General features: G+C 72.5%; 22 protein-coding genes. 12 read left to right on the top strand and 10 right to left on the bottom strand.

Annotated features, from left to right (window positions below; translation table 11 throughout):
• Positions 1 to 67: 67 nt before the first annotated feature.
• From Aut01nite_RS15770 to Aut01nite_RS15760, 3 genes are read left to right on the top strand one after another with little or no spacing between them, the layout of a single operon-like run.
• On the top strand, positions 68 to 526 hold the full coding sequence (locus Aut01nite_RS15770; RefSeq protein ID WP_204037549.1) for a DUF4265 domain-containing protein: 459 nt from the start codon (positions 68 to 70) through the stop codon (positions 524 to 526).
• A 35-nt stretch (positions 527 to 561) separates the two neighbouring features.
• On the top strand, positions 562 to 1,227 hold the full coding sequence (locus Aut01nite_RS15765; protein WP_043531993.1) for a TetR/AcrR family transcriptional regulator: 666 nt from the start codon (positions 562 to 564) through the stop codon (positions 1,225 to 1,227).
• 36 nt (positions 1,228 to 1,263) lie between these two features.
• On the top strand, positions 1,264 to 1,479 hold the full coding sequence (locus Aut01nite_RS15760; protein ID WP_152629075.1) for a hypothetical protein: 216 nt from the start codon (positions 1,264 to 1,266) through the stop codon (positions 1,477 to 1,479).
• 56 nt (positions 1,480 to 1,535) lie between these two features.
• On the opposite strand, the gene Aut01nite_RS15755 is transcribed toward Aut01nite_RS15760, so the two are convergent.
• The gene (locus tag Aut01nite_RS15755) at positions 1,536 to 2,960 is read right to left on the bottom strand and encodes an NAD(P)/FAD-dependent oxidoreductase (protein WP_052164475.1); all 1,425 of its coding nucleotides are present in this window, start codon (positions 2,958 to 2,960) and stop codon (positions 1,536 to 1,538) included.
• Between the two features lie 144 nt (positions 2,961 to 3,104).
• Between Aut01nite_RS15755 and Aut01nite_RS15750 the strand changes: the two genes are divergently transcribed.
• Positions 3,105 to 3,779 carry a TetR/AcrR family transcriptional regulator gene (locus Aut01nite_RS15750; RefSeq protein ID WP_236643120.1) on the top strand — a complete coding sequence of 225 codons (675 nt, stop codon included), beginning with the start codon at positions 3,105 to 3,107 and terminating at the stop codon, positions 3,777 to 3,779.
• Positions 3,780 to 3,893: 114 nt separating this feature from the next.
• Here the strand turns inward: Aut01nite_RS15750 and Aut01nite_RS44300 are convergent, their stop codons facing one another.
• From Aut01nite_RS44300 to Aut01nite_RS15735, 3 genes are all read right to left on the bottom strand, one after another.
• Positions 3,894 to 5,360 carry an aminotransferase-like domain-containing protein gene (locus Aut01nite_RS44300; RefSeq protein WP_152629074.1) on the bottom strand — a complete coding sequence of 489 codons (1,467 nt, stop codon included), beginning with the start codon at positions 5,358 to 5,360 and terminating at the stop codon, positions 3,894 to 3,896.
• A gap of 236 nt (positions 5,361 to 5,596) precedes the next feature.
• Entirely contained in the window at positions 5,597 to 6,733 is a 1,137-nt protein-coding gene (locus Aut01nite_RS15740; RefSeq protein WP_043531987.1) for an acyl-CoA dehydrogenase family protein, read from the bottom strand.
• A complete protein-coding gene (locus Aut01nite_RS15735; protein ID WP_043531985.1) occupies positions 6,733 to 7,371 on the bottom strand; it encodes a TetR/AcrR family transcriptional regulator in 639 nt (212 codons plus the stop codon). Before Aut01nite_RS15735 ends, Aut01nite_RS15740 begins: the two co-directional genes overlap by 1 nt.
• A 121-nt stretch (positions 7,372 to 7,492) precedes the next feature.
• On the opposite strand from Aut01nite_RS15735, the gene Aut01nite_RS15730 reads away from it, so the two are divergent.
• The 4 genes from Aut01nite_RS15730 (at position 7,493) to Aut01nite_RS15710 (ending at position 15,348) form a co-directional block, all read left to right on the top strand.
• Positions 7,493 to 10,567 carry a type II toxin-antitoxin system Rv0910 family toxin gene (locus Aut01nite_RS15730; RefSeq protein ID WP_043531983.1) on the top strand — a complete coding sequence of 1,025 codons (3,075 nt, stop codon included), beginning with the start codon at positions 7,493 to 7,495 and terminating at the stop codon, positions 10,565 to 10,567.
• Positions 10,568 to 10,570: 3 nt separating this feature from the next.
• The gene (locus Aut01nite_RS15720) at positions 10,571 to 12,175 is read left to right on the top strand and encodes an AMP-binding protein (RefSeq protein ID WP_043531982.1); all 1,605 of its coding nucleotides are present in this window, start codon (positions 10,571 to 10,573) and stop codon (positions 12,173 to 12,175) included.
• Between the two features lie 177 nt (positions 12,176 to 12,352).
• Positions 12,353 to 14,701, top strand: coding sequence for a sensor histidine kinase (locus Aut01nite_RS15715; protein ID WP_204037547.1), 2,349 nt, complete (start codon positions 12,353 to 12,355; stop codon positions 14,699 to 14,701).
• Entirely contained in the window at positions 14,701 to 15,348 is a 648-nt protein-coding gene (locus tag Aut01nite_RS15710; RefSeq protein WP_236643119.1) for a response regulator, read from the top strand. The genes Aut01nite_RS15715 and Aut01nite_RS15710 overlap by 1 nt, the downstream gene beginning before the upstream one ends.
• 506 nt (positions 15,349 to 15,854) lie before the next feature.
• Here the strand turns inward: Aut01nite_RS15710 and Aut01nite_RS15705 are convergent.
• Both Aut01nite_RS15705 and Aut01nite_RS15700 read right to left on the bottom strand, forming a co-directional pair.
• Entirely contained in the window at positions 15,855 to 17,045 is a 1,191-nt protein-coding gene (locus Aut01nite_RS15705; RefSeq protein WP_043531978.1) for an MFS transporter, read from the bottom strand.
• Positions 17,046 to 17,062: 17 nt separating this feature from the next.
• Positions 17,063 to 17,623, bottom strand: coding sequence for an HAD family acid phosphatase (locus Aut01nite_RS15700; protein WP_152629072.1), 561 nt, complete (start codon positions 17,621 to 17,623; stop codon positions 17,063 to 17,065).
• A 72-nt stretch (positions 17,624 to 17,695) separates the two neighbouring features.
• Here Aut01nite_RS15700 and Aut01nite_RS15695 point away from each other — a divergent pair, with 72 nt between their 5' ends.
• Positions 17,696 to 18,238 (top strand): DUF5565 family protein, encoded by a 543-nt coding sequence (locus Aut01nite_RS15695; protein WP_043531976.1) that lies wholly within the window; start codon positions 17,696 to 17,698, stop codon positions 18,236 to 18,238.
• A 51-nt stretch (positions 18,239 to 18,289) separates the two neighbouring features.
• Here the strand turns inward: Aut01nite_RS15695 and Aut01nite_RS15690 are convergent, their stop codons facing one another.
• A complete protein-coding gene (locus tag Aut01nite_RS15690) occupies positions 18,290 to 19,168 on the bottom strand; it encodes an NAD-dependent epimerase/dehydratase family protein (RefSeq protein WP_043531975.1) in 879 nt (292 codons plus the stop codon).
• A gap of 66 nt (positions 19,169 to 19,234) precedes the next feature.
• Here Aut01nite_RS15690 and Aut01nite_RS15685 point away from each other — a divergent pair, with 66 nt between their 5' ends.
• Positions 19,235 to 19,924, top strand: coding sequence for a TetR/AcrR family transcriptional regulator (locus tag Aut01nite_RS15685; RefSeq protein ID WP_052164471.1), 690 nt, complete (start codon positions 19,235 to 19,237; stop codon positions 19,922 to 19,924).
• Positions 19,925 to 20,121: 197 nt separating this feature from the next.
• On the opposite strand, the gene Aut01nite_RS15680 is transcribed toward Aut01nite_RS15685, so the two are convergent.
• Positions 20,122 to 21,120, bottom strand: a complete 999-nt coding sequence (locus Aut01nite_RS15680) for a lysylphosphatidylglycerol synthase transmembrane domain-containing protein (protein ID WP_236643118.1) — start codon at positions 21,118 to 21,120, stop codon at positions 20,122 to 20,124.
• A 143-nt stretch (positions 21,121 to 21,263) separates the two neighbouring features.
• Between Aut01nite_RS15680 and Aut01nite_RS15675 the strand changes: the two genes are divergently transcribed.
• Complete coding sequence (locus Aut01nite_RS15675; protein ID WP_043532158.1) at positions 21,264 to 21,860, top strand: TetR/AcrR family transcriptional regulator; 597 nt, start codon at positions 21,264 to 21,266, stop codon at positions 21,858 to 21,860.
• Between the two features lie 170 nt (positions 21,861 to 22,030).
• Here Aut01nite_RS15675 and Aut01nite_RS15670 read toward each other — a convergent pair whose 3' ends face one another.
• Complete coding sequence (locus tag Aut01nite_RS15670; protein WP_043531969.1) at positions 22,031 to 22,354, bottom strand: MFS transporter; 324 nt, start codon at positions 22,352 to 22,354, stop codon at positions 22,031 to 22,033.
• 125 nt (positions 22,355 to 22,479) lie between these two features.
• Positions 22,480 to 23,163, bottom strand: coding sequence for a LamG-like jellyroll fold domain-containing protein (locus Aut01nite_RS15665; protein WP_052164470.1), 684 nt, complete (start codon positions 23,161 to 23,163; stop codon positions 22,480 to 22,482).
• 56 nt (positions 23,164 to 23,219) lie between these two features.
• Between Aut01nite_RS15665 and Aut01nite_RS15660 the strand changes: the two genes are divergently transcribed.
• On the top strand, positions 23,220 to 23,597 hold the full coding sequence (locus Aut01nite_RS15660; protein ID WP_236643117.1) for a YccF domain-containing protein: 378 nt from the start codon (positions 23,220 to 23,222) through the stop codon (positions 23,595 to 23,597).
• Positions 23,598 to 23,768 lie beyond the last annotated feature (171 nt).

Below are 23,768 nucleotides of genomic sequence, written 5' to 3'. Positions count from 1 at the left end.
CGTGAGCGGGCCCAGGGGAGTGCGGGATGACGATGTTCGGGACGCCGCCGTCATGACCGTGGTCCAGGTGCATTTCGATCTTCCGGTGGAGCACGGCGGCTGGCCGCCGGTCACGGTGGAGAGCCTGCGGGCCGAGCCGGTCGGGGACGATGTGGTGCGGCTCAGCGGCCCGCCGCGGTTCGCCTTCGGGGTCTCCTCCGGCGACCTGATCCGGGTGGAGCGGGACGCCGACGGCAGGCACTGGGCGACCGAGCTGGTGGCGTGGTCGGGCCGCTGCACGATCCGGGTGGTGCCGTTCGGCAGCGGCCCGCTGCGGGGCTCGCTGCAACGGGTGCTCGACGCCTTCGAGCTGTTCGGGGTCTGCGGCGAGGGCATCCAGCAGTACGGCATCGTGACGCTCGACGTGCCTGCCGACGCCGACCTGACCGGGGTGCAGCGGGTGCTTCGGACCGGCGCCCGGGACGGCTGGTGGGACTACGAGGAGGGCTGCGTCGGCGACGCCTGGCTGGCGGCGGCACCCGGATGAAAGGGCGAACGGTGTTTGCGGTTTAGAGTGGAGCGGTGACGGAAGCGCCCCCGATCTGGAACCGCCCGGAGCGCGGCAGCCGCGGCCCGCAGGCCACCCACACCCGGGCCGAGATCGTCACGGCCGCGATGGCGATCGCGGACGCCGACGGCCTGGCCGCGGTCTCGATGCGGGCCGTCGCGGCGGCGCTCGGCACCGGCGCGGGCACGCTCTACCGCTATCTGTCGTCGCGGGACGACCTGCTCGACCTGATGACCGACGCGGCCATCGCCGAGCTGCGGCCCTATCCGGAGCCCGGCCCGGACTGGCTCGACTCGCTGCTCGACCTGGCCCGGGCGCAACTCGGGCTCTTCCGGCGGCACCCGTGGCTGGTGCAGCTGCTGCCACGGGCGAGCGGCATCGGGCCGGAGGGGCTCGGCTGGTTCGACCACTGCCTGGCGGTGCTGGAGCCGGTGCGCTGCGGGACCGGCGCCAAGTTCGAGACCCTGGCGATGATGACCGGGGTAGTGACCCTGTTCGCTCAGCGGGAGCGGGCGCAGGCGCCTCCGGCGTTCACCGGGATGGCGCTCACGGCGTACCCCCACCTGGTCGCCGCTCTGGGGAGACCGGAACCGCCGCGCCCCGATCTGTTCGAACGCACCTTGCGTGGTCTTCTGCCCTCGCTCCTCGACGACGGGGAGGCCCCGAAGGGAGGGGAGTAGGCGGGCGGCTCCGGGCGGATCCCTAGGATGATCGGCATGGGCGATCCAGGGGAGGGCCCGGTCACCGCGGTGCGCGTGGAGTGGACCGGCGCGCGGTACCGGCTGCATCTGATTCGAGGTACTGGCGGGATGAGCGTCACCGACGGCGGCGCACGCCCGGCGGACGCGGTCGCCGCGCTGGTGGCGCACGGGCTGTCGGCCGAGGACGCGGACCACTGCGTCCGGGAGGCGGAGCCGGGCCGCCGGAGATGACAGCCGGCCCCGCCTGAGCGGACTCAGGACTCGGGAGTCGCCCCGCCTGAGCGGGCTCAGGAGTCGAACGAGAAACCGAACGCGTTCGCCGCCTTCAGGATGAAACCGTCACGGCCGCCGTTGCGGTCGGACTGGGCGATCGCGTTGCGGATCACCTGCACCGCCGGGTACAGCATCGGCTCCGGCGGGATCGGCAGCGGCTTCTTCTTCGCCATCTTCACCCGGGTACGCACGGTGTCGCGGCCGTCGAGGAGATCGAGCATGACTGTCGCGCCGTACCGGGTGGCGGCCACGCCGAGCCCGGTGAAGCCGCTGCTGTACGCCACCTTGCCACCCATCGCCCGGCCCTGGAACGCGGCCAGCTGCGTGCACATGTCGATCATGCCGCCCCACGCGTGGGTGAAGCGCACGTCCCGCAGCTGCGGGAACGTCCGCATGAAGTGGTCGGCGAGCCGGGCGAACGTCTCCGGGTTCTGGTCGTGCTCCGGCCGGATCTCGCCGCCCTTGTGGTAGACCGCGTCGTAACCGCCCCACAGGATCCGGTTGTCCGAGGTCATCCGGTAGTAGTGGAACTGGCGTGAGGTGTCCGAGATGCCGAACCGCTTCGTCCAGCCGATCTCGGCGACCTGGGCGTCGGTGAGCGGCTCGGTCATCAGCACGTAGTCGTAGATCGGCACGGTCAGCAGCCGGTTGCGCTTGAGCAGCGACGGGAAGCCGTTGGTGGCCAGCGCGACCTTGCGGGCCTTGACGCTGCCCGCCCAGGTGGTGGCCCGGACCGACTTCTCCTTCTCCTTGATCGCGGTGACCGGGGTGTTCTCGTAGATCCGCACGCCGAGCCGCAGGCAGGCCGCCTTGAGGCCCCAGGCGAGCTTGGCCGGGTGCACCAGGGCGCCGCCCTCGTGCTGCATCAGGCCGGCCCGGAACAGCGGGGAACGCACCAGCTCGGTCAGCTCCTTACGCCGGTAGAACGTGGTGCCGGGCCCGGCCGCGGCCCGCAGCTCGTCGACCTGGTGCGGCTCGGTCGCGACGGCGAGCACGCCCTCCTTGACGAACTCCGCGTCGATGCCGTGCCGGACGATCGCGGCCTCGAACTCGGCGAAGTTCTCCGCCGCCAGAGCATCCAGGATCGGCAGCTCGTCGGCGAAGTGCCGGCGCCCGTTCTCCGTGCCGTGGGTGAGACTCGCCTCGACGAACCCGCCGTTGCGCCCGCTCGCCGCCCAGGCGATCTCGTTGCCCTCGACCAGCACGACGTCACGTGCCGGGTCGGTCTCCTTGGCGATCAGGGCGGTCCACAGCCCGCAGTAACCCCCTCCGATGACCAGCAGGTCGGCGTCGGTAGCACCGTTCAGCGCGGGCTCGGGCGCCGGCCGACCCGGGTCCTCCAGCCAGAACGGGGTCCGGGACGCGCCGTCCAGGGCCTTGCGGATGCGTTTCACGTCAGTGCGGATGGCGAGGTCATAAGCGGGGGGTGTCGCCGCCATGGTGAGTCCTTTCAACTCTTCTCGAGATCTCCAGGTGTCGGCCGGTGGAGATCTCGTGAACAGATGAAACCGCTCCCGTCATGCTTATGTCAATGCGTTGACATAAGGAGAGCCTATGGTGGTGGGGTGGCTGGAGTGGAACGTGTGCGCAGCGTGGGAGCCCGGCGCCGGAAAACCCGCGCCGGAGTCGTGCTCACCGCCGACATGATCGTCGACACAGCGCTGCGGCTCATCGACGCGCCCGGCGGCGACAAACTCAGCGTCCGGCGGCTCGGCGCCGAACTCGGCGCCGACCCGACCGCCGTCTACCGCTACTTCCGCGACATGGACGCGCTGCTGCTCGCCGTCGCCGACCGGCTGATCGGCGACGCGCTCAACGACTTCGTCCCCCAGGACCACTGGGCCGACTCGCTGCGCTACCTCGCCGACTCGCTGCGCCGCTCGATGCGGCTCCACCCCCGGCTCGCCCACCTGCGGGCGGTCCGCGTCACCGCCGGCCCGCACGAGATGCGAACCGTCGACACCGGCATCGGCATCATGCTCAACGCCGGATTCGCGCCCGCCGACGCCGTCCGGCACTACCGCGACTTCGTCGACACCGTCCTCGCGGTCGCCGCCGTCGATGCCGCGCCCCTCACCGACGAACAGGAGGAGGCCGAGCAGCAGGCCTGGTCCCGGGTCTACGCGTCCCTGCCCGCCGGGGAGTACCCGAACGTGCACCTGGTCCGCGAACACCTGCCGTCCATGTACAACTCGGCCTTCCCCGGCACCGTCGAGAAGCTCATCGCCGCCCTGGTCGCGGCAGCGCCGTCGCGGTGATCGGCCGGGCGGCTCGTGGTCGTTCTGGTTGCGGTGGTGCCGTCGCGGTGATCGGCCGGGCGGCTCGTGGTCGTTCTGGTTGCGGTGGTGCCGTCGGGAGTTCGATCGGGCGGCTCATCGACGCCCTTGTCGTGACGGCGTCGCGGTGATCGCCGCGGCCAGCCGATCGGCTGCCCGCTCCAGATCAATCGCGGACAGGTGGGAGAAACTCAGCCGGATCCGGCCGGCACCGCCGGAGCCGTCGGCCCAGAACCGGGAGCCCGGCACGAAAGAGACGCCTCGTTCCTCGGCGCGGGGCAGCAGGGCGCTTGCGGTGAGTCCCGCGGGCAGCGGCAACCAGACGAACCAGCCCCCGGCGGGAACCGGCACGTCCCGGCCTGCGATTCGCTTGCGGAGTGCGTTGACCAGGACATCTCTTTGGGTACGGTATTCGCGCCGGATTCTTGCCACATGCTGTGAGTAACCGCCCCCGGTCCGGAACGCCGCCATTGTCACCGCGGTGGTGTGATTGACCCCGCCGCCGCTGTGCACGTAGCCCAGCCCGGTGAGCCGTCGGATGATCTCCGGTTCGGCGTTGATCCAGCCAAGTCGCAGGCCCGGCGCCACGGTCTTGGCGAATGATCCCAATCGGACCACAGGATCACCTCCCGCCATCTCCCACAGGGACGGTGGGGCCGGTCCGTCATAGGCCAGCTCCCGGTAGGTGTCGTCTTCGACGATCGTCACGCCCTCCTGCCGGGCGATCTCGATCAGCTCGCGCCGCCGCTGGTCGGGGAGGCTGGCGCCGGTGGGGTTGCCGAAGGTGGGCACGAGGTAGAGAAGCCGCACCCTCTTACCGGCTTTCCGGAAATGTCGGATCTGCGCGACGAGCAGGGCGGGGTCGGGACCCGCCGCTGCCGTGCTCCCTCCGCCCGCAGTGGGTTCGGCCGTAATGGATTCGGCCGTAACGCGTCCGGAGGTGGTGGGTTCGAGGGTGGTGGTGGCGGCGGTGGTGAGACCGGCCGTGGTGGGACCAGCCGTGGTGGGTTCGGCCGGGATGGTGTTGGCGGTGGTGGGAGCGGCCGTAGTGGGACCAGCTGTGGTGGGTTCGGCCGGGATGGTGCTGGCGGTCGTGGGTCCGGGCGTGCTGGCGGTGGCGGGTCCGGGCGTGCTGGGTCCGGCGATGGTGGGACCGACAGTGAGGGGAGCGGCCGTGGTGGCGTCGGGCGTGGTGGGGCCGGCGGTGGAGGGACCGGGCGTAGTCGGGCTGGGGATCGTGTGGGCCAGTTCCAAACCGCGGTCGGTGAGGATCGGGAAGGCCAGGTGGTAGGTGGGGGAGTCGAGCAGCACCACGTCGCCCGGCTGGGTGAGGACCTGGGTGAGCAGCGCCAGCCCGTGCGACGCCCCACCGGTGACGAACGTCCGTTCCGGATCCCCGAGTGACTCCAGCAGCGCGTCCGGCCCGGCCGACGACCCGTAGGTCAGCGCCTTCCAGTCCAGGTCCGCGCCCGCCGCCGCCCACTCCCGCACCGGCAGCAGATCCGGCCGCGGATGCCCCCAGGAGAGATCGAGGATGCCGGGCCGGTGCTCGAACTGGATCACGGACACCCCTTCACGCCGTGCCGATCGGTTCATTCTGGCCTGGGGAGTTCGACCGCACTCCCCAGGCGGTGGTCTATTCCGGTGCGGGAGTTCGGCCACCTGTCGACCGAACTCCCATACCGTGGTTCGTTCCGGTGCGGATTCCGGGCGGGCCGGTGCCCGAAACCCACACGCGGTGGCCGGTGTGGAGTCCGGGCGCGTGGCGACCCCGGAACCCACACGCCGGGAGCCGGTCGTTACTGGTAGCCGAACATCTTCGCGGCCAGGTCGGTCATGATCTCGGTGGCGCCGGCCCCGATGCCGAGGATCCGGGTGTCGCGGTAGTGCCGTTCCACCTCGGACTCCCGCATGTATCCCATCCCGCCGTGCAGTTGGACGGCCTCGTCGACGACGAATTTGCAGGCCTCCACCGCCGCGTTCTTCGCCAGGCAGACCTCGCCGATCATCGGCTCGCCGGCGGCGTGCCGTTCGGCCACCCACCGGGTGTACTGCCGGGCCAGGTCGATCCGCTGTCTCATCAGCACCAGCTTGTGCCGGACCACCTGACGGCTGATCAGCGGCCGGCCGAACGTCTCCCGGTCCCGCGTGTACGACAGGGTGAGGTCCAGGCAGCGCTGCGCGACCGAGTAGGCGTGCACGGCCGCGATCACCCGCTCCGACACGAACGCCTGCCCGATCAGCGCGAACCCGAAGCCTTCCGGGCCGACCAGGTTCGCGGCCGGGACCCGGCAGTCGGCGAACGACAGCTCGGCCGTGTCGGAGCAGAGCCAGCCCATCTTGTCGAGCCGGCGGGAGACGGTGAACCCGGGCGTGCCCTTCTCGATCACCAGGAGGCTGATCCCGGCCGCGCCGGACCCGCCGGTGCGGACCGCGGTGGTGACGAAGTCGGCCCGGATGCCGGAGGTGATGAACATCTTCGCGCCGTTCACCACGTACGAGTCGCCGTCGCGGACCGCCGTGGTGCGCAGCGACCCGACATCCGACCCGGCGTCGGGTTCGGTGATGCCGAGGGCCCCGATCTTCTCGCCGGCCAGGGTGGGCCGGACGAACCGGTCGATCAGCCCGGTGTCCCCGGCGGCGATGATGTGCGGCAGCGCGATGCCGTGGGTGAACAGCGAGGCGTGCGCGCCGGACGATCCGCCCGCTTCCAGGAACGCCTCAGTGGCCACGACCGTGTCGATGGTGTCGCCGCCGTCGCCGCCGGTCTCTTCCGGGAAGCCGATGCCGTAGAGCCCGGCTTTCACCAGGTCGGCGTGCACGTGGCGGGGGATCTCCCCGGCCCGCTCCCAGTCGGCCAGGTGGGGGTGGATCTCACGGGTGACGAACTGTTTCATGGAGGCGCGCAGGTCGAGACGTTCCGGGGTGTCGAACATCAACTCTCCTTCGAGCGGGCACGTTCAACGAGGGTGGACGGATCGCGGTGGCCGAGGAGGATCGCGGCCGCCCGCTTCCAGCGGCGGATGAGCAGTTCGCGGCGGCCCAGGTCGCCGCTGACGATGCCGGTCATGGCCAGTCCGGTGAGGACCTCGTAACTGAACTCGACCACGGTCGGCACCCGTGGATCTCCGGGCGAGCTCTCGGCGAGCAGATCGCGGGCCCGGTCGTGCAGGACGGCGAAGATCTCTTTCTCCACCGGGAGCAGCGCGGCGCGCAGTTCGGTGTCGGTGCGGGCCGCGTTCCACAGCTCGAGCGCGGCCCAGAACAGCGGCGAGGAGAAGTGCCGCCAGATGATGTCGACGAGCGCGTCGAGGCGGTCCACCTCGGACGGGACGGCGGCCAGTTCGGCGCTCAGGGCCTCGGTGCGACGGCCCGCCACATATTGCACCGCGGCGACGAGAAGGTCCACCTTGGTGGGGAAGTGGTGCAGCAGCGTGCCGCGGGGGACGTCGGCGCGGGCCAGGACCTCGGCGGTGGTGGTCTCCGCGTAACCGCGCTCGACCAGGCACTGCATCGTGGCCTCCAGGATCCTGCCTCGGGTGGCCTCGCTGCGCTGTGCCTGGGTGCGTTTCACCGCTTTACCGTACGACTTGACGGTTAATTGCGTCCATACAGCTGATGCTCGGCGCTCGCCAGGCTCTTGCCGTGACCCACGTCACGCCCTTACCGTCACGGCAGACTGTTAGGGGGCGTCGATGCCTGGGTCCTATCCCGCCAGACTCCGTGCCGGCCTGGCCGTCGCCCGCGCGGCCGCCGCCACGGTGCTGAGCCGCAGCCGGCCGGAGCCGCCCGCACCGCCCGCCGCCGTCGAGCCACCCCGCCGGCTCGCCCACCCGTGCTCGGTGACGGTGCGGGTCGAGGCCACCGCCGAGCAGGTGTACGCGGTGCTGGTCGACCCGGAACGGATGCCCGACTGGGTGCTCCAGCACGCCGGATGGATCGACCAGCCGCCCGCCGGGTTCGCCGAGGGGGTGCGGTTCCGGCAGCGGATCAAGATGATGGGAGTGCCGAGCGAGGTCCGCTGGACGGTCACCGGCGTGGTGCCGGACCGGGCCGTCTGGTTCGAGGGCACCGCCCCGATGGGGATCACCGTCGGTTTCTACCTGTCCGTGACGCCCGGTGACGGCGGTTCGGTGGTGCGGTTCGACGGCGGTGTCGAGGGCGGCTCCGCGGACGGGCCGCTCGGGCCGATGGTCGCGCGGAACCTCGCCGACGCCATGCGCAATTCCCTGCACGCGCTCGGGTCGGCGGCGCTGTCGGCGGAACGCTCACCCCGTACCCCTAGAAAAGCCGCAAGCGCGGCGCCCAAGCCCAAGCCCGCACCCGTCCTCTTCGAGCGCACCGGCGAGGAGATCGACCCCTGGACGCCGGTGATCGTCGGCGCCGGGCAGGTCACCGAGAAGTCCACCGACCCCGCCGGCGGCGATCCGGTCTCCCTCGCGGTGCGGGCGTTGCGGCTGGCCGCCACCGACAGCGGCGCCGAGGGCATCCTGAGAGAAGCAGACCTTGCGGGGTACGTGGCAAGCGTCTCGTGGCAATACCCGGACGGCGCGGCGCTCCTCGCCGAGCAAGCCGGCGCCCGGCCCGGCCGCACCGTGCAGACCACCATCTTCGGCGGCGACGGCTCGTTGCGGCTGCTCAACGACGTGGCCGCCGACATCGCCGCGGGCCGCGCCTCGATCGCCCTGGTCGGCGGCGCGGAAGCCGCCTCCACCGCGGCGGCCGCCGAACGCGCCGCCCGCCCGCTCGGCTGGCCGGTGCAGCCGGACGGGACCGAACCCGGCCGGACCGTCGGCAGCGACGCCCCCGCCAACAACGATCCGGAGACCGCCGCCGGGCTGGTCGCGCCGATCTACCTCTACGCGCTCATCGAATCGGCCGTCCGCGGGCGGCTCGGCCTCACCCCGGACGAGCACCTGAAGCGGATCACCGAACTGTGGGCCGGGTACGCGGCGATCGCCGCGGCCAACCCGCACGCGTGGCAGCCCACCGCCTGCACCGCCGGGGAACTGGCCACGCCGAGCGCGGCCAACCGCATGATCGCCGCGCCCTACCCGAAGCTGCTCACCGCGAACCTCCAGGTCAACCAGGGCACCGGGCTCATCGTGTGCAGTGCTGAGGCGGCTCAGGAAGCCGGGATCGATCAGAGCCGGTGGGTGTTCCTGCACGCCGGAGCGCACGGCGCCGACGAATGGTTCGTCACCGAGCGTGCCGACCTGGCCGGCTCCCCGGCGATCAAGGCGATCGGTGACGCGGTCCTCGGGCACAGCGGGCTCACCATCGACCAGGTCGAGCACATCGATCTGTACGCGTGCTTCCCGTCCGCCGTGCAGATCGCGGCCCTCGAACTCGGGCTGCCGATCGACGACCCGTCCCGGCCGCTCACCGTCACCGGCGGGCTGACCTTCGCGGGCGGGCCGGGCAACAACTACACCAGTCACGCGATCGCCAACCTGGTGCCGCTGCTGCGGGCCGACCCGTCGAGCCACGGACTGGCGACGGCGCTCGGCTGGTACCTGACCAAGCACGCGGCGACCGTGCTGTCGGCCCGGCCGCCCCGCGCGCTGTTCCGGGACATCGACGTGGATCCGCGGTTGCCGCGGCCCCCGGCCCGGCGCGCGCTGAGCTCGTATCGAGGTCCGGCGGTTCTCGAGGCGTACACGATTCCGTACGCCCGTGACGGCCGCGCCGAGGCCGCCGTCATCACGGCCCTCACGCCCGCCGGCGACCGGGTGGTCCTCCGCCTAGCCGGCATTTCTAAAATGTCGGACTTGCTGACAGGGTCTCCGGCCGAAGCCGCAGCGGTGGATGCGGCTGACCCGTCGCTGGGGCTGGGCGGTTCGGCGGGCGCTGACGGTGATTCCGGTGCCGGAGAGTATGTGGATTTCGGGCGCGATGGGCGGCCGAACCCCACACGTTCGGGGGTGGATCCGATCGGGTGGCGGCTGGAGATCGACGGGACCGCGGTGACCGTGGTGGACACCGGGCGGGCCGCGTTCCCGGCGCCACCGGAACCGGGACTGATCGTCGAGTGGCACGGACCGGTGACCGTGTGGCGGCTGAACCGGCCCGCCGTACGCAATGCCATCGATCTTGCTCTTGCCCGTGCTCTGGAGAAGGCGGTCGACGACTTCGAAGCCGACCCGATCGCCCGGGTGGCGGTGCTGACCGGTTCGGACACCGTGTTCAGCAGCGGCATGGACCTCAAGGCCGCCGCCCGCGGCGAGTACCCGGTCACCGAAGGTCGCGGCCTGCTCGGCATCACCGCCCGGCCGCCGGTGAAACCGCTGATCGCGGCCGTCGAAGGCGCCGCCCTGGCCGGCGGGTGCGAACTCGCCCTCGCCGCCGACCTGATCGTCGCCGCGGAGGACGCCGCCTTCGGCATCCCCGAGGTGAAACGCGGCCTGGTCGCCGCGGCCGGCGGGGTGCTCCGGCTCGCGCAGAGCCTGCCCCGCAGCACCGCCCTGGAACTGGCCCTGACCGGCGAGCCGATGCCCGCCCGCCGGCTGCACGAACTGGGCGTGATCAACCGTGTCACGTCACCGGGCAAAGCCTTCAGCACCGCGCTGGAGCTCGCCCAGGACATCGCCGCGAACGCGCCCCTGGCCGTCCTGCTCTCGAAACGCATCGTCGACGAACACCGCGACTGGGGCGCCGCGGAGGCCTTCGACCGTCTCTCCGACATCGCCGGCGAGGTGATCGGCTCCGCGGACGCCGTCGAGGGCGTCCGCGCGTTCGCCGAGAACCGGCCACCCCAATGGAAGGGCTGAACTGTGAGCACGCTGCAAGCGGTGCTGCGGATGCACCAGATAGGCATCGTCAACCTTCTGCGCCCGGACCGCCTGATCAAGGCGGCCGGCAACAACGCCAGACTCGGACCGCAGGCCGCCCTCGTCGAGAAGGCCGCCGCCGAACACCCCGACCTGCCCGCCCTCACCGACGAGCGCGGGACCTGGACCTACCAGCAGTTCTTCCAGCGTTCCAACGCTCTCGCGCACGCACTGCGCAAGGTGGACCTGCCAGCGAAGTCGATCATCGGGGTGCTGGCCCGGGACCACCGCGGCCTGGCCCTGGCGATCGCCGGGACCGCCCGCGCCGGACGGCGGCTGGCCATGCTCAACACCGGCCTGGCCGCGTCCCAGCTCGCCGAGGTGATGAAGCGGGAGAACGTCCGATTCCTGATGTACGACAGTGAGTTCGCCGACCTGGTCGACGGCCTCCCGGACGACCTGCCGCGCTACCTGAGCTGGGAGGACGACGGTTACGTCCGGCCCGCCGGGCTGCTGTCGGTGGACGAGTTCACCGCCGCCGAGCCGACCACGATCCCGCTGCCGCTCCCGGACAAGCCGGGCGGCTTCATCATCCTCACCAGCGGCACCACCGGCCTGCCCAAAGGGGCGCCGCGTACCAAGGTGTCGCCGCTGGCCAGCGCCGTGATCGCGGACCGGATCGACTTCCCCCGGCAGGGTACGGCGGTGATCGCGTCCCCGTTGTTCCACGCCACCGGATTCGGCGCCTGGACGGTCGGGCTCTCGCTGGCCAACCATGCCGTCCTGCTGCGTCGCATCGACGCCGAACGCATCCTCGCCGCCCTCGCCGAGCACCGGGCGCACATGCTCGTCGCCGTTCCGACCGTGCTCAACCGGATCCTCGCGCTCGGCCCCGACGTCATCGCCAAGTACGACACGTCGTCGCTGAGGACGGTGTTCCTGGCCGGGTCCGCGCTGCCGCCCGACCTGTGCGAGCGGTTCCAGAACACCTTCGGCGACGTGCTGTACAACGTCTACGGCTCCACCGAGGTCGCCGTCGCCTCCGTCGCACAACCCCACGAGCTGCGCAGATCCCCGGGTACGGTCGGGCGGCCCCCGGTCACCGTGAAGGTCGCCCTCTACGACGCGAACGACGCAGCGGTCACCGAACCGGACGTCAAGGCCCGGGTCTTCGTGCGCACCGGCATCCCGTTCGAGGGCTACACCGACGGCCAGCACAAGCAGATCATCGACGGGTACATGGCCACCGGCGACCAGGGCCACTTCGACGCCGACGGCCTGCTCTACATCGACGGCCGGGACGACGACATGATCATTTCGGGGGGTGAGAACGTCTACCCGCTCGAGGTGGAGAACCTGCTCGCCGCCCGCGAGGACGTCCTCGACGCCGCGGTCATCGGCGTCGACGACGCGGACTTCGGCACCCGGCTGCGGGCCTTCATCGTCCCCACCGACGAATCGGCCCGGGACCCGCAGGAGATCCGCGAGTTCGTCCGCGCCAACCTGGCCCGCTACAAGGTGCCCCGCGACGTGGTGTTCGTCGACGACCTGCCCCGCAACCCGACAGGCAAACTCCTGCGCCGCGAACTCCCGGCCGGGCCGCTCTGACCCCGCGTGCGGAGTTCGGGCGCGGACGGAAGTGGCCGGACTCCGCACACCGGGCCGCTCTGACCCGTGCGGGGCGCGGACGGCGGCCGGACTCCGCACGCCCGGACGCTGCGACCCCATGTGGGGCGCGGGCGGCGGCCGGACCTCGCACGCCGGCTTGTCGATAGCATCTCGCGCATGGCCAGATGGACGCTTCCCGTGCTGATCGTGGCGGGACAGCTGCTCTTCTGGCCGGGGTTCCCACTGTTGCGCGGTGACCCCGTACCGGCCCTGGCCGCGGCCGGGGCCACCGCCGCCTGCCTGCTCGCCGGGTTCGCGCTCGGCTTCCGCCGGGAACGGCCGGTGCCCGCGTTCGCCGGGGTGCTGGCCGGCAACGTGCTCGCGGCCGTCGCGGCACCCACCGGGCGGCAGTGGCTGGAGACCGGCGACGCACTGCTGATCATCTCGCTGACCACGGTCGTCGCGCTGTTCAGCGTCGCCGTTCGCGCGCCGGCCCGGCAGGTCCTGTACGCGGTGCTCGCCCTGATCGTCTGGGACAGCGCCCTCGCGGCCGTGCAGGACGGGATCGGCGCCGACTACCCGTACCTCGTCGGCCTGGCGGTCGTGATGCACAGTGTGGTCGCCGCGCTCGGCCGGCGGCGCGCCCGATGGAACACCGAACGCGCGGCCGCCGCCCGCCGGCTCACCTCCGCCCGGCAGGCCGAACGTGAGGCCGCCGACGCCGAACGCCGCCGTCTCGCCCGCGAACTGCACGACGTCACCGCGCACCACCTCACGTCCATCGTGGTCAACGCGTCGGCCGCGGAGATGCTCGGCGACCAGCGGCCCGACCTGCGGACGGAGGCGCTCGACTTCGCCGCGCGTACCGGCCGGGACACCCTCGACGCCCTGCGCCGCCTCGTCGCGATCATGCCGGCCGCCCCGGCGCCCGCGGAGGAACCGGCCCTGACCGACCTGGCCGAAGGGTTCCGGGCGCTCGGCCAGCGGATCACCCTCGACATCCCGTCCGCCGGGCCACCGATCTCCGCGGCGGTCTACGGCATCGTGCGGGAGGCGCTCACCAACACCCTGCGGTACGCGCCGGGCGGCCGGGTGACGGTGCGTTACACGGAAGCGGAACTGCTCGTCGAGGACGACGGCGGCGGCGCCCCGGTGGCCGGAGCCGGTGACAGCGGCTCGGCTGCCGGCCCCGGCGGCGCCCCGGCTGCCGGCCGCGGTGGCGGGGTCCCGATGGTCGGGCTCGGTGGCGGGCGGGGCCTCGGCGGGATGCGGGAACGGGCCCAGTCGGCCGGTGGCGTCTTCGAGGCCGGGCCGCGGGACGGTGGCGGCTGGCGGGTCCGGGTGACCTTCCCGGACGCGGCCGTTCCGCACGCGGCGAAGCCGGGACTGCGCAGCCGTACCGTGATCGACGGGGTCATCGCCGCCGCCCTGATGGCCGTGCAGTTGCTGGGCATCAGCCTGGCCGTCGAGGAGGGCTTGTCACCGGCCGCGACCGTGCTGGTGCTGCTCGCCCACGCCGCGCACACCGCCCCGATCCTGCTGCGCCGCCGCGCCCCGTGGTGGGCGCTGCTGGCGACCGCTCTCACCGGCCTCCTCGGCCCGCTGCTGGTACTCACCGGGGTGGTACCGGCCGGTCTGGCCTACGTGTTCGTCTTCGGCTGCGTCGCCGAACTGGCGATGGTCCACGCCGTCGGCTCCCGTGGCGCGCAACCCGCCGTGACCTGGCTCGCCGTACCGGCCGCCGCCGGTTCCTGGGCGCTGACCATGGCCGTGATGATCGCCGCCGACATGGCCGACGACCCGGAGTTCGGCGACGACCGCGCCGTACTGCTGCCGGCTACGGTCGTCCTGCTCACCCCGATCCTGGCGATCCTGCTGGCAGTGCCCGCGGCGGCCTGCTGGGGAACCGGCCTCGCCGCCCGGAGGCGCCGCGACCGGCGACAGCAGCGTGAGGAGGGCGGCGTGGCGGCCGCCCTGCACCAGGCAGCGCTGCACGCCCGCGCGGAACGGCTGCGGATCGCCGCCGGCCTGCACGAGGAGGTTCTGCGCCACGCCGCCGACGTGCCCGGCGCCGCCGACCGCGGCGACCTGCCCGGCGTCCTCGGCGCAGCCCGCCAGGCCCTCACCGCGATGCGCTCCCTCCTCGACGGCCTGACCCCTTCCCGCGGTCCCGCCGGCTCCGGCCCGGCCCACGAACCCGCCGGTCCCGGCGCCTCGGTTGGTGGTCCGCTTCCCGAATCCGTGGGCTCCGGTCCGTCGGGCGCCTCGGGTGGTGGCTCGCTTCCCGAATCCGTGGGTCCCGGTCCGTCGGGCGGTTCGGGTGGTGGCCCGCTCCACGAGTCCGCCGGCCCCGGCGCGTCGGGCGGTTCGGGTGGTGGCCCGCTCCACGACTCCATGGGTCCTGGTCCGTCGGGCGGCTCGGGTGGCGGCTCGCTCACCGGATCCGGTGCCCCGGATCCGGGCCGCGATTCCGGTGGGCCTGGCCCGTCGCGTGTGGAAGAGGTGTCGTCATCAGCATCCGAGTGATGGTCGTCGACGATCAGTTGATGGTGAGGGCCGGGCTCGCCGTGATCGTCGGTTCGCAACCCGGCATCGAGGTGGTGGGGGAGGCCGGTGACGGCGCCGCCGCGATCGCCCTCGCCGCCGAACTGCGGCCCGACGTGATCCTGATGGACGTGCGCATGCCCGGTGTCGACGGGCTGACCGCGACCGCCCGCCTGACCGCCGGGCCGAACCCGCCGCGGGTTCTCGTGCTGACCACGTTCCACCAGGACGCCTACGTCTTCCAGGCGCTACGGGCGGGGGCCTCCGGGTTCCTGCTCAAGGACGCCCAGCCGGCCGAACTGGTGGCCGCGGTCCGGACCGTCGCCGCCGGTGACGCCATGCTCAGCCCCGCCGTGACCCGTGGCCTGATCGACGCCTTCGCGGCCGGGACGGTCACCGCCGCGCCCACAGCCGACCCGCGCCTGGACGCGCTGACCCCCCGCGAACGGGACGTGCTCACCGCGATCGCCCGGGGCCTGTCGAACGCGGAGATCGGCGCCGCCCTCGGCATCGGCGTGGGAACGGTGAAAGCCCACGTCAACGCCCTGCTCGGCAAGCTGGGGGCACGCGACCGGGTGCAGGCGACGATCATCGCCTACGACACCGGCCTCGTCAGCCCGGCACGCTGACCCGGCTCCCGCCGGACCCGCCGGGCGCGCCGGACCCGCCGGGCGCGCCGGACCCGCCGGACCAGCCGGACCCGCCGGGCGCGCCGGACCAGCCGGACCAGCCGGCCCCCCCGAACCCCCCGGCCCCCGAACCCGCGGGCCCCCCGAACCCCCCCCGAACCCCCCCGAACCCCCCGAACCCCCGAACCCGCCGGACTCGCTGGACGTGCCGGACCTGCTGAAGTTGCCGGGCGTGCCGGAGTCGGCTGACCTGCCGGACCCGCTGGACTAGGAGCTCAGGGCCTTGGCCTGCCGTCGGAGGTGGAAACCCGGCCGGCGGTGTCACCCGGCGATCTTGACGTTGTGGTGTCTGTTCGCCGGGCCCGGGCCGAGAACGTGGGGTGGTCGGTGCCTGGCCGGGGTGGCCGGGAGGGGCATGCATGAGTGGCACCGGGAAACGGTCGTGAGGGAACGCCTGCCGCAGCCGCCCGGGGTCACGGGACGGCCGGGATCCGGCGGAGGGCGATCTATCCGTACAACTGCCGGGGTTTGATCCATCGGTAGAGCAGCCCAGCGGCGAGCAGGCCCGCGCCGCCCATCGTGAGGGCCGCCGCCGTCAGGGATGCCACCGCCGTCACCGCGCCGATCAGCAGTGGGCCGCCGCCCTGGCCGAGGTCGGAGCAGAGGCGCCAGGCGCCGAGGAACTCGGCGCGGCCGACGGACGGGGAGGCGTCCGCGCCGAGGGTCATCACCAGGCCGGCGCTGAAACCGTTGCCGAAGCCCATCAGCAGGGCGGCGGCCGCGAGTCCCCAGGCGTTCCCGGCGAGCGGCAGCAGCAGGTGCGCGAGTCCGAGAAGGGTCATCGCCGGCACGGCTGCCCAGCGTCTGCCGAACCGGTCCATGATCTTGCCGGCGGGGTAGAACAGGAGCATGTCGATGCCGCCGGAGACGCCGTAGATCAGGCCGATGGTGGCCGGGTCGAGGCCGAGCGACGCGCCCCACAGCGGCACGATGATCTGGCGGGACGAACGGAGCGCGCCGACCAGCAGCACGCCGGAACCGAGGGTGCGCAGGGTGTGCCGGTGGGCGCGGATGATCGTGAAGAGGCCGGGGCGTTCGGCGCCGGGCACGGGCGCCCGGTCGTGCGGGACCGGCGGGCTGATCACCAGCACCAGCGCGGCCAGGCTGACCGCGGTGATCGCGACCAGGTAGGCGCCGTCGAGGCCGGCCAGGTGCATGGCCCCGGCGCCGAGGAACGGGCCGCCGAACGTGCCGATCCGGCCGACGCCGCCGAGGGTGGACATGGCGCGGGCGCGCAGTTCCGGGCGGACGGCCTCGGTCAGGTAGGACAGCCGGGACAGTCCCCACGCCGAGAAGCACACGCCGAAGAGCATCACCGCGGCGCCGAGGACCAGTACGTTCGGCGCGAGCATGCACGCGACCAGCGCGGGGACGGCGAGTCCGGCGGCGAGCAGCATGGTGCGCCGCTCGCCGGCCCGGGAGATCAGCACACCGGCCGGCAGGGACCCGCTGATCTGCCCGAGCCCGAGGAGGCCGGCCACGACCGCCGCGGCCGCGGGGGAGGCGCCGAGGCCGGTCGCGGTCAGCACGATGACCGGCGCGACGGCGCCCTGACCGATCGAGTAGACCGCCGAGGGGAGGTAGACGGTGGGGCCGAGCTGGCGCAGCGTCTGTCCCCGGGAGGCGGTCTCGGTCACCCCCGCAACGATATAGATCAGTCCAGCTGTCCGCCGTAGTCGGGCAGCTTGAAGGTGCGCTCGGCGTGCCCGCCGCCCAGGTCGGTGGCGCTGTTGCCGATGTTCGCGACGATCGTGTAGCCGCGGCGCTCGATGGCGATGCGCGCCTTGGTCTTCAAGGTCTGGTTGTCCTCGAAGTTGAAGGTGGGCCGGGTGTAGAGGTCGGTCCACTGGTACCCGACGATGCTCAGGTTGGCCTCGGTGGCCGCCTCGATGATCTCCGGGCGGGCGGTGACGAAGAAGACCGCGGCCCCGTCGGCGCGGGCCTGACGGGCCAGGGCGAGCACCGAGGGGGTGGCGGCGTACGGCCGATACTTGCTCTGCAGAGCGGTGTTGTCGATGTCGAGCACGATCGCGGCCCGGGCGCCGCCGGCCGGCAGCCGGTCGTCGAGGTAATCGGAGGCCTGGTCGGTGACCGTGGTGACGTCGGTGATCCAGGTCTCGTAGGACGGCAGGGCGGCGGCCTGCGCCGGGGTGGCGGCGGCACCGGTGACCACGGTGGCGGCGAGGGTGACGACGAGAGCACGGAGGGTTCGCATGCCGCACATTATCGACGGACGTAGATGAACGGAAACTGAAATCCGTTTTGTCTCCCTGCGAAGATGGCGTTCATGCAGAAGATCCCCACGCTGTTCCAGCGCGACCCGGACGACCGTCGGCACGTGCTGCCCGAGGCCGACCCCGTATGCCAGTGGGTGCTCGACGGCGAGGGGGTCGCCACCCGCAAATACGACGGCACCTGCGTGCTGCTCGACGACGACGGCGCCTGGTGGGCGCGGCGCGAGGTCCGCCCCGGCCGGGCCACCCCGCCGGGCTACCGCGCGGTCGTCACCGACGAGAACACCGGCAAGACCATGGGGTGGGAGCCGATCGCCCAGTCGGCGTACGCGCGTTACCACGCCGAGGCCCTCGCCGCGTCGCCACAGACCCGGAAGCCCGGCACCTACGAACTCGTCGGCGAGAAGATCAACGGCAATCCCGAGGGGGTACGCGGCCACGCGCTCATCGCCCACGCCGACGCCGAGCACCTCGACGTCCCGCGTGATCTCGACGGCCTCCGAACCTGGCTCCTCGCCCACCCGACGATCGAAGGAATCGTCTGGCACCACGGGGACGGCAGGCGCGCCAAGATCAAATACCGGGACTTCGCCTGATCCCTCCCCGCGGTCGCCGGCCCCGTCTTCTCGCCGACCGGGCGTCTCCGGTCAAGCCGTGACGTAGGAACCGGTGGCCAGGTCCTCGGCGGCGGTGGGGCCGCTGGGCTTCCAGCCGAGCGCCAAGGACCGCTCGGCGCCGACCACCTGGTCCAGGACGAGAGCCTCGGCGAAGGGCGCTCCCAGCTCGGCGGCGGCTTCCGCCTCGGGCCAGGCGTGCGCGACCGGTGCGGCGCCGGCCCCGCGCGCCGCGGCGATCGCGAGGTCCTCGGTGTGCACGCCGGGCTCGGCGACACCGTGCAGGATCGATCCGGACGCGGCGCCGGTCACCGCCAGCACGTAGAGGTCGGCCAGGTCGTCGACGTGCACGAGCGGCCAGCGCGGGCTCGCCGCCGGGCCGCCGACCCAGCGCCCGTGACCGAGCTCCCGTGCCCAGCCGGCGAGCATCGCCGGGATTCCCGCGCCGCCGCCGTGGACGACGCCGGGCCGCAGGACGACGGCGCGCACGCCCTGATCGGCGGCGGCGAGCACCAGGGACTCGGCGGCCGGCCGCGCGGCGACGATCGCGATCGGAGCGGCCGGGGAGGTCTCGTCGGCCGGGCCGTCGCCGGTCTCGCCCAGGACCCACACGCCGCTGGTCCACACCAGTGGGCGGCCGCTGCCCGCGAGCGCCCGGGTGAGCGCGCCGACGACCGGCAGGTCGGCCTCGCCCTGCGGGGCGGCGGTGTGCACGACGGCGTCGATGTCGCCGGTGACGAGCGCGGCGACGGCGTCCGGATCGAGCAGGTCGCCGCGCACCGGGGTGACGCCCGGCAGGTCGGTGGCCGGGGCGGACCGGGACACCGCGGTGACCCGGTGACCGGCGGTGGCCAGCTTGGCGACGACGGTGGAGCCGATGTAGCCGGTGGCGCCGAGAACGAGCACGTTCATGAGGAACTCCTGGTGAATCGGGGTGGCCGAGTAGCGGCCACAGGCCAAACGGACTAAAGTCCGCTTGTGGAGAACAGTAACGGACTCGAGTCCGCTTCGGCAAGGGCGTCGGGGGAGAGCAAGCCGTCGGCCGGAAAGCGGCCGGCCCGGGAGGCGCCGGCACGGGGCTCCCTGCCGGTCCTGGGGCAGCCCGCGCCGGAACGCGCCGACGCCGCCCGCAACCGCTTGCGCATCCTCGACGCGGCCGCCCGCCTGCACGCCGAACACGGCATCGCCGGACTCAACATGGACGACGTCGCCACCGCCGCCGGCGTCGGCAAGGGGACCCTCTACCGGCGGTTCACCGACAAGGCCGGCCTGGCCGCGGCCCTGCTCGACGAGCGGGGACGTCAACTGCACGAGCGATTGATGTACGGGCCCGCACCCCTCGGTCCCGGCGCGCCCGGCCTGGAGCGGCTGACCGCGTTCGTGGCCGCCTACGTGGAGCACACGGTCCGTTCCCTGGACCTGGTCCTGCTGTCGGAGACGGGCACCCCCGGCGGCCGTCTCGCCAAACCGGTCTACCCGTTCTGGCGTCGCCATGTGGAGGTCCTGATGGAGGCCGCGGGCACACCCGATCCCCGGGTACGCGCGGAGGCTCTGCTGGCCATGCTCTCCGCCGAGCAGCTGCAGCACTGGACGGTCACCGACGGCCGCCCGGTCCCGGCGCTGATCGAAACCCTCGGCCGCGCCGCCCGCGCCCTCGCCGCAAGCTGACCGGCGACGCCCGCGCCCGTACCGCCTGCACCTCGGTCGCCTCCGCTCGTGCCGCTCGTGCCGCTCGTGCCGCTCGTGCCGCTCGTGCCGCCCCCGTCCCCACCTTGCCCTTGCCCTTGCCCTTGCATTTGCCGCGCAGGCTGGCCGCCGCCGCGTGCGGGTGCCGCGACCGTGCGGTGGATGTTCCGGGTCGGGGGTCAGGGGTGGGCGGCGCGGGTGCGGCGGCGGATGGCCAGATAGGAGAGCCAGCCCAGGCCGATGATGAAGCCCAGGGTGATCAGGCGGTAGAGGACGACGACCGCGATGGCGACGTCGGTGGGGATGCCACCGGCGATCAGGCCCAGGATCAGGGCGCCGTCGATGATGCCCAGGCCGCCCGGGACGATGGTGATGGAGCCGGCGGCCATGCCCGCGCAGAAGGCGAGCAGCAGTTGGCCGGCGCTGATCGTGCCGCCGCCGACGGCCATGCAGCACAGCCACAGGCAGGCGGCGTCGAAGAGCCAGTTCAGCAGGGCGAAGGCGACCGCGGCGGCGCCGTTGCCGGGGGTGAGGCGGGCGGCGCGAAGCTGGTCGAGGAAGCCCTGGACGCGGTCCTGGCCGTGGTCGGCGGGGCGGCGGCGGAGCCGGTTGATCAATTGCAGCACGGGGCGGGTGACCGCGGTGAGATCGCCGAGGCGGCGGGCGCCGAGGACGGCGATCAGGACGGCGACGGCCAGGGCGAGGAAGGTGTGCCAGTCGGGGGCGCCGTTGGCGGTGATCGTGCTGAACGCGGTGATCGCGGCGAGGGCGGCGGCGGAGAGGATGCCGGAAAGGGCGATGCACCAGGACGCGACCGCGGGGGAGGCGCCGAATCGGCGCATCTGGCGATAGTTCAGCGCGGTGGCGAAGGCGGGGCCGCCGGGCAGGGTGACGCTGAGCGAATGGGCGGCGTAGGCGAGGGCGACGTGCCGGAGCAGTGGCACGCGTACGCCGGCGGAGCGCAGCAGGCGGCGCTGCATCCGGGCGTAGGACTGCATGGCGGCGGTGCCGGCGAGCAGCGCGGCGCCCAGCCAGCCGAGGTGCGGCGCGCGCAGCTGCGTCAGGGCGTCGGCCAGCGAGCGCCAGCCGAGGATCAGCTCGGCGCCGAGGACGGCGGTGACGACGGCGGCGGCGGCGGCCCTGCCCACCTTGCGGCGGGTGGGGGGAGGCTCTTCCACGAATGTCGTCATGCACGTGCCCGAACGCTGGTAAACAGATGTTGACTTCAAAACCGTACCGGCGTACGGCATGTCGGTCAACAGCCGTTTACGTCACATCAATACGCTGGATAAGCTGGCACGATCGAGTGGAAGGACGGCTGGTGACAACTGGGGAGACGGAGACGCCGCCGCGGCGCCGGGATGCCGCGAAGACCCGGCAGCTCCTGCTGGACTCGGCGATCCAGCGCTTCACCCGGGACGGCTACGCGGCCACCACGGTCCGCGACATCGCCGACGACGCGGGTGTCAACGTCGCCCTGATCAGCCGGTACTTCAAGAGCAAGGAAGGCCTGTTCGAGGCCTGCCTGACCAGCAGCGTCGACGAGATGCGGCGCACCGCCGGTGACGACACCCCGCTGAACCGGACGCCGGAGGCCATCGCCCGCCAGATCGCCGGCCCGTGCAGCAGGGGTGTGCCGTACCACCTGGTGCTCCTGCTCCGTTCCTCCGGCGACGAGGCCGCCGACCGGATCCGGCTCGGGTTGCTGCACTCCTACAGCGAGCGGCTCGCCGCGGCGGCCGGTGCGGCGCCCGGCGACCAGGACATGCTGCTGCGCGCCCAGGTCGTGCTGGCAGCCGCCGCCGGGATCGCGCTGCTGCGGACCAAGGCCGGGATGGAGCCGCTCGCGTCCGCCACCGAGGCGGACTTCGTGCCACCGCTCCGCGACCTGGTCGAGGCCCTGCTCAAGCCGCGCTGACCCCAGCGTGGTGATGTGCGGCGGGCCGTCTGACCGCACGTCACCACGCTGGGGTTGCGGGCTGGGCGTGGTGACGTGCGGCAGGTCGTCTCGCCGTACATCGCCACGCTGGGGTTGCGGGCCGGGTGTGGTGATGTGTGGTGGGGCGGTGCGCCGCACATCACCAGGCGTCAGGGGCGGCGGCGGGTGCCGGGGACCAGCAGTGCGGCGAGGACCGCGAGGACGGGGATCAGCACCCGCCGTCTGCCGATCATGTCGCCGAGGCGTCCCGGGATCGGGGTGAGGACCGAGGCGGACAGCAGGTAGGCGGTCGGGATCCAGCTGATCTGCCCGGTGTCGACACCGAACTCGCGGGCGATCGTCGGGAACGCCGGCGCGACGAGCGACTGCAGCACGGCGAAGGCGAGACCGCCCAGGGACAGGAACGGCACGACGAGCGTGGTGTTCGCGTGCCTCCCGCCGCTCTTGACCGGCTCGGCGAGGGTTTGCGTCATCAGATCCCCGGAAGCAGAAGTAAACATGCACTGACTTAGGCAACCTAGGTGTCCCCGTCCGAGCGGTCTACGGACGTTACATAACATCGCGTCGCTTCGTGAGACGGCGCGCGCCCCGTACCGGGTCAGGGTTTTCTGATCCAGACGTCGTCGACCGCGCCGTGGAACTGGTCGTTGTGGGCGAACGCGCTCTTGCCGCCGATGTTCAGGGACTCGTTGTTGTCGATGCGCAGGGCCGGCGGGACGGGAGTGCGGGTACGCGCCGTGCCGTCCACCAGGACGGTGAGAGCGTGCTGCTCCCGGCGGCATTCGACGCGGTGCCACCGGCCGTCGGCGACACCGATGTCGGAGATCGCCAGGTGGATGGTGCGGGCCGCCTCGCCGACCAGGACGCAACTGGGCTGACCGGCCCGGCCGTCGATCTGGAGTTTGTACTGGCTGCCCTCGGCGGCGAAGCCCTTCTGCAGCACGTTCTGGCCGTCGCTGGTGTCCCGCGCGGCCAGGCGCACGGTCGCGCCGTAACTGAACGGGCTAGCGCCCGGGTTCAGGCCCGCCCGGCTGAGGACGCGCAGGATCAGACGGCGGCATGGCTCGCGCGAGCACGGCGCGGGGAACTGGACGGCCTTCCCGGCGCCGTGCGGGACACGCCGGGGACGGCCCTGGTTGCCGCCGAACGGGGTCAGGTGATGGCCGTTGCCGGAGGAGTCGGCCCAGGGCCGTTCGCCGTCGAAACCGTAACGGGCCACCTCCGGCGGTGTGGGAACGGCCGCGGGCAGGCCCAGGAGAAGGGCGATCAGCGCCGCGTGCACACCTGATCAACGCGTGAGGTGGTACGGCGGTGGCGGGCCCGAGTCATGCTGGAGCGGTGAGATTGATTCTCAACATCCTGTGGTTCATCTTCGGCAGCGGTTTCGTCCTCGCCCTGGGGTATGGATTGGCCGCCCTCGTCTGCTTCCTCCTGATCGTCACCATCCCGTTCGGGGTGGCGTCGCTGCGGCTGGCCGTCTACTCGCTGTGGCCGTTCGGCCGCACCGTGGTGACCCGGCCCGGCGCGGGCGCGCCGTCCGCGATCGCCAACGTGCTGTGGGTCGTGCTGTTCGGCTGGTGGATCGCCCTGACCCACCTGCTCGCCGGGATCGCCCAGTGCGTGACGATCATCGGCATCCCGTTCGGCATCGCCAACTTCAAGCTGGTCCCGATGGCGTTCTGGCCACTGGGCCGGGAGATCGTCGACGTCGACTGACATCCGGCCCGCCGCTGTCCCGCCCGGTGTCGCTGTTCTGCTCGGTTTCGCTTCGCTGTTCCGCTCGCCGTCGCGCTGCTGTCCCGCCCGGCTTCCCGCTGCTGTCCCGCCCGGCTTCCCGCTGGATGGGACAGCGGGAGGATGCCGCGGGCCGGCTCCGGCAGAGTGGCG

It is taken from the genome of Actinoplanes utahensis (assembly GCF_016862455.1).
GTDB lineage: Bacteria > Actinomycetota > Actinomycetes > Mycobacteriales > Micromonosporaceae > Actinoplanes > Actinoplanes utahensis.
This window is presented reverse-complemented; position numbering and strand designations above follow the sequence as displayed.

Bases quoted from the DNA above. Each gene is read 5' to 3' on its own strand.
- Aut01nite_RS15740 (WP_043531987.1), bottom strand. From the start codon at position 6,733: ATGTTCGACACCCCGGAACGTCTCGACCTGCGCGCCTCCATGAAACAG.
- Aut01nite_RS15715 (WP_204037547.1), top strand. From the start codon at position 12,353: ATGGCCAGATGGACGCTTCCCGTGCTGATCGTGGCGGGACAGCTGCTC.
- Aut01nite_RS15755 (WP_052164475.1), bottom strand. From the start codon at position 2,960: ATGGCGGCGACACCCCCCGCTTATGACCTCGCCATCCGCACTGACGTG.
- Aut01nite_RS15710 (WP_236643119.1), top strand. From the start codon at position 14,701: ATGGTCGTCGACGATCAGTTGATGGTGAGGGCCGGGCTCGCCGTGATC.
- Aut01nite_RS15760 (WP_152629075.1), top strand. From the start codon at position 1,264: ATGGGCGATCCAGGGGAGGGCCCGGTCACCGCGGTGCGCGTGGAGTGG.
- Aut01nite_RS15695 (WP_043531976.1), top strand. From the start codon at position 17,696: ATGCAGAAGATCCCCACGCTGTTCCAGCGCGACCCGGACGACCGTCGG.
- Aut01nite_RS15670 (WP_043531969.1), bottom strand. From the start codon at position 22,354: ATGACGCAAACCCTCGCCGAGCCGGTCAAGAGCGGCGGGAGGCACGCG.
- Aut01nite_RS15730 (WP_043531983.1), top strand. From the start codon at position 7,493: ATGCCTGGGTCCTATCCCGCCAGACTCCGTGCCGGCCTGGCCGTCGCC.
- Aut01nite_RS15690 (WP_043531975.1), bottom strand. From the start codon at position 19,168: ATGAACGTGCTCGTTCTCGGCGCCACCGGCTACATCGGCTCCACCGTC.
- Aut01nite_RS15700 (WP_152629072.1), bottom strand. From the start codon at position 17,623: ATGCGAACCCTCCGTGCTCTCGTCGTCACCCTCGCCGCCACCGTGGTC.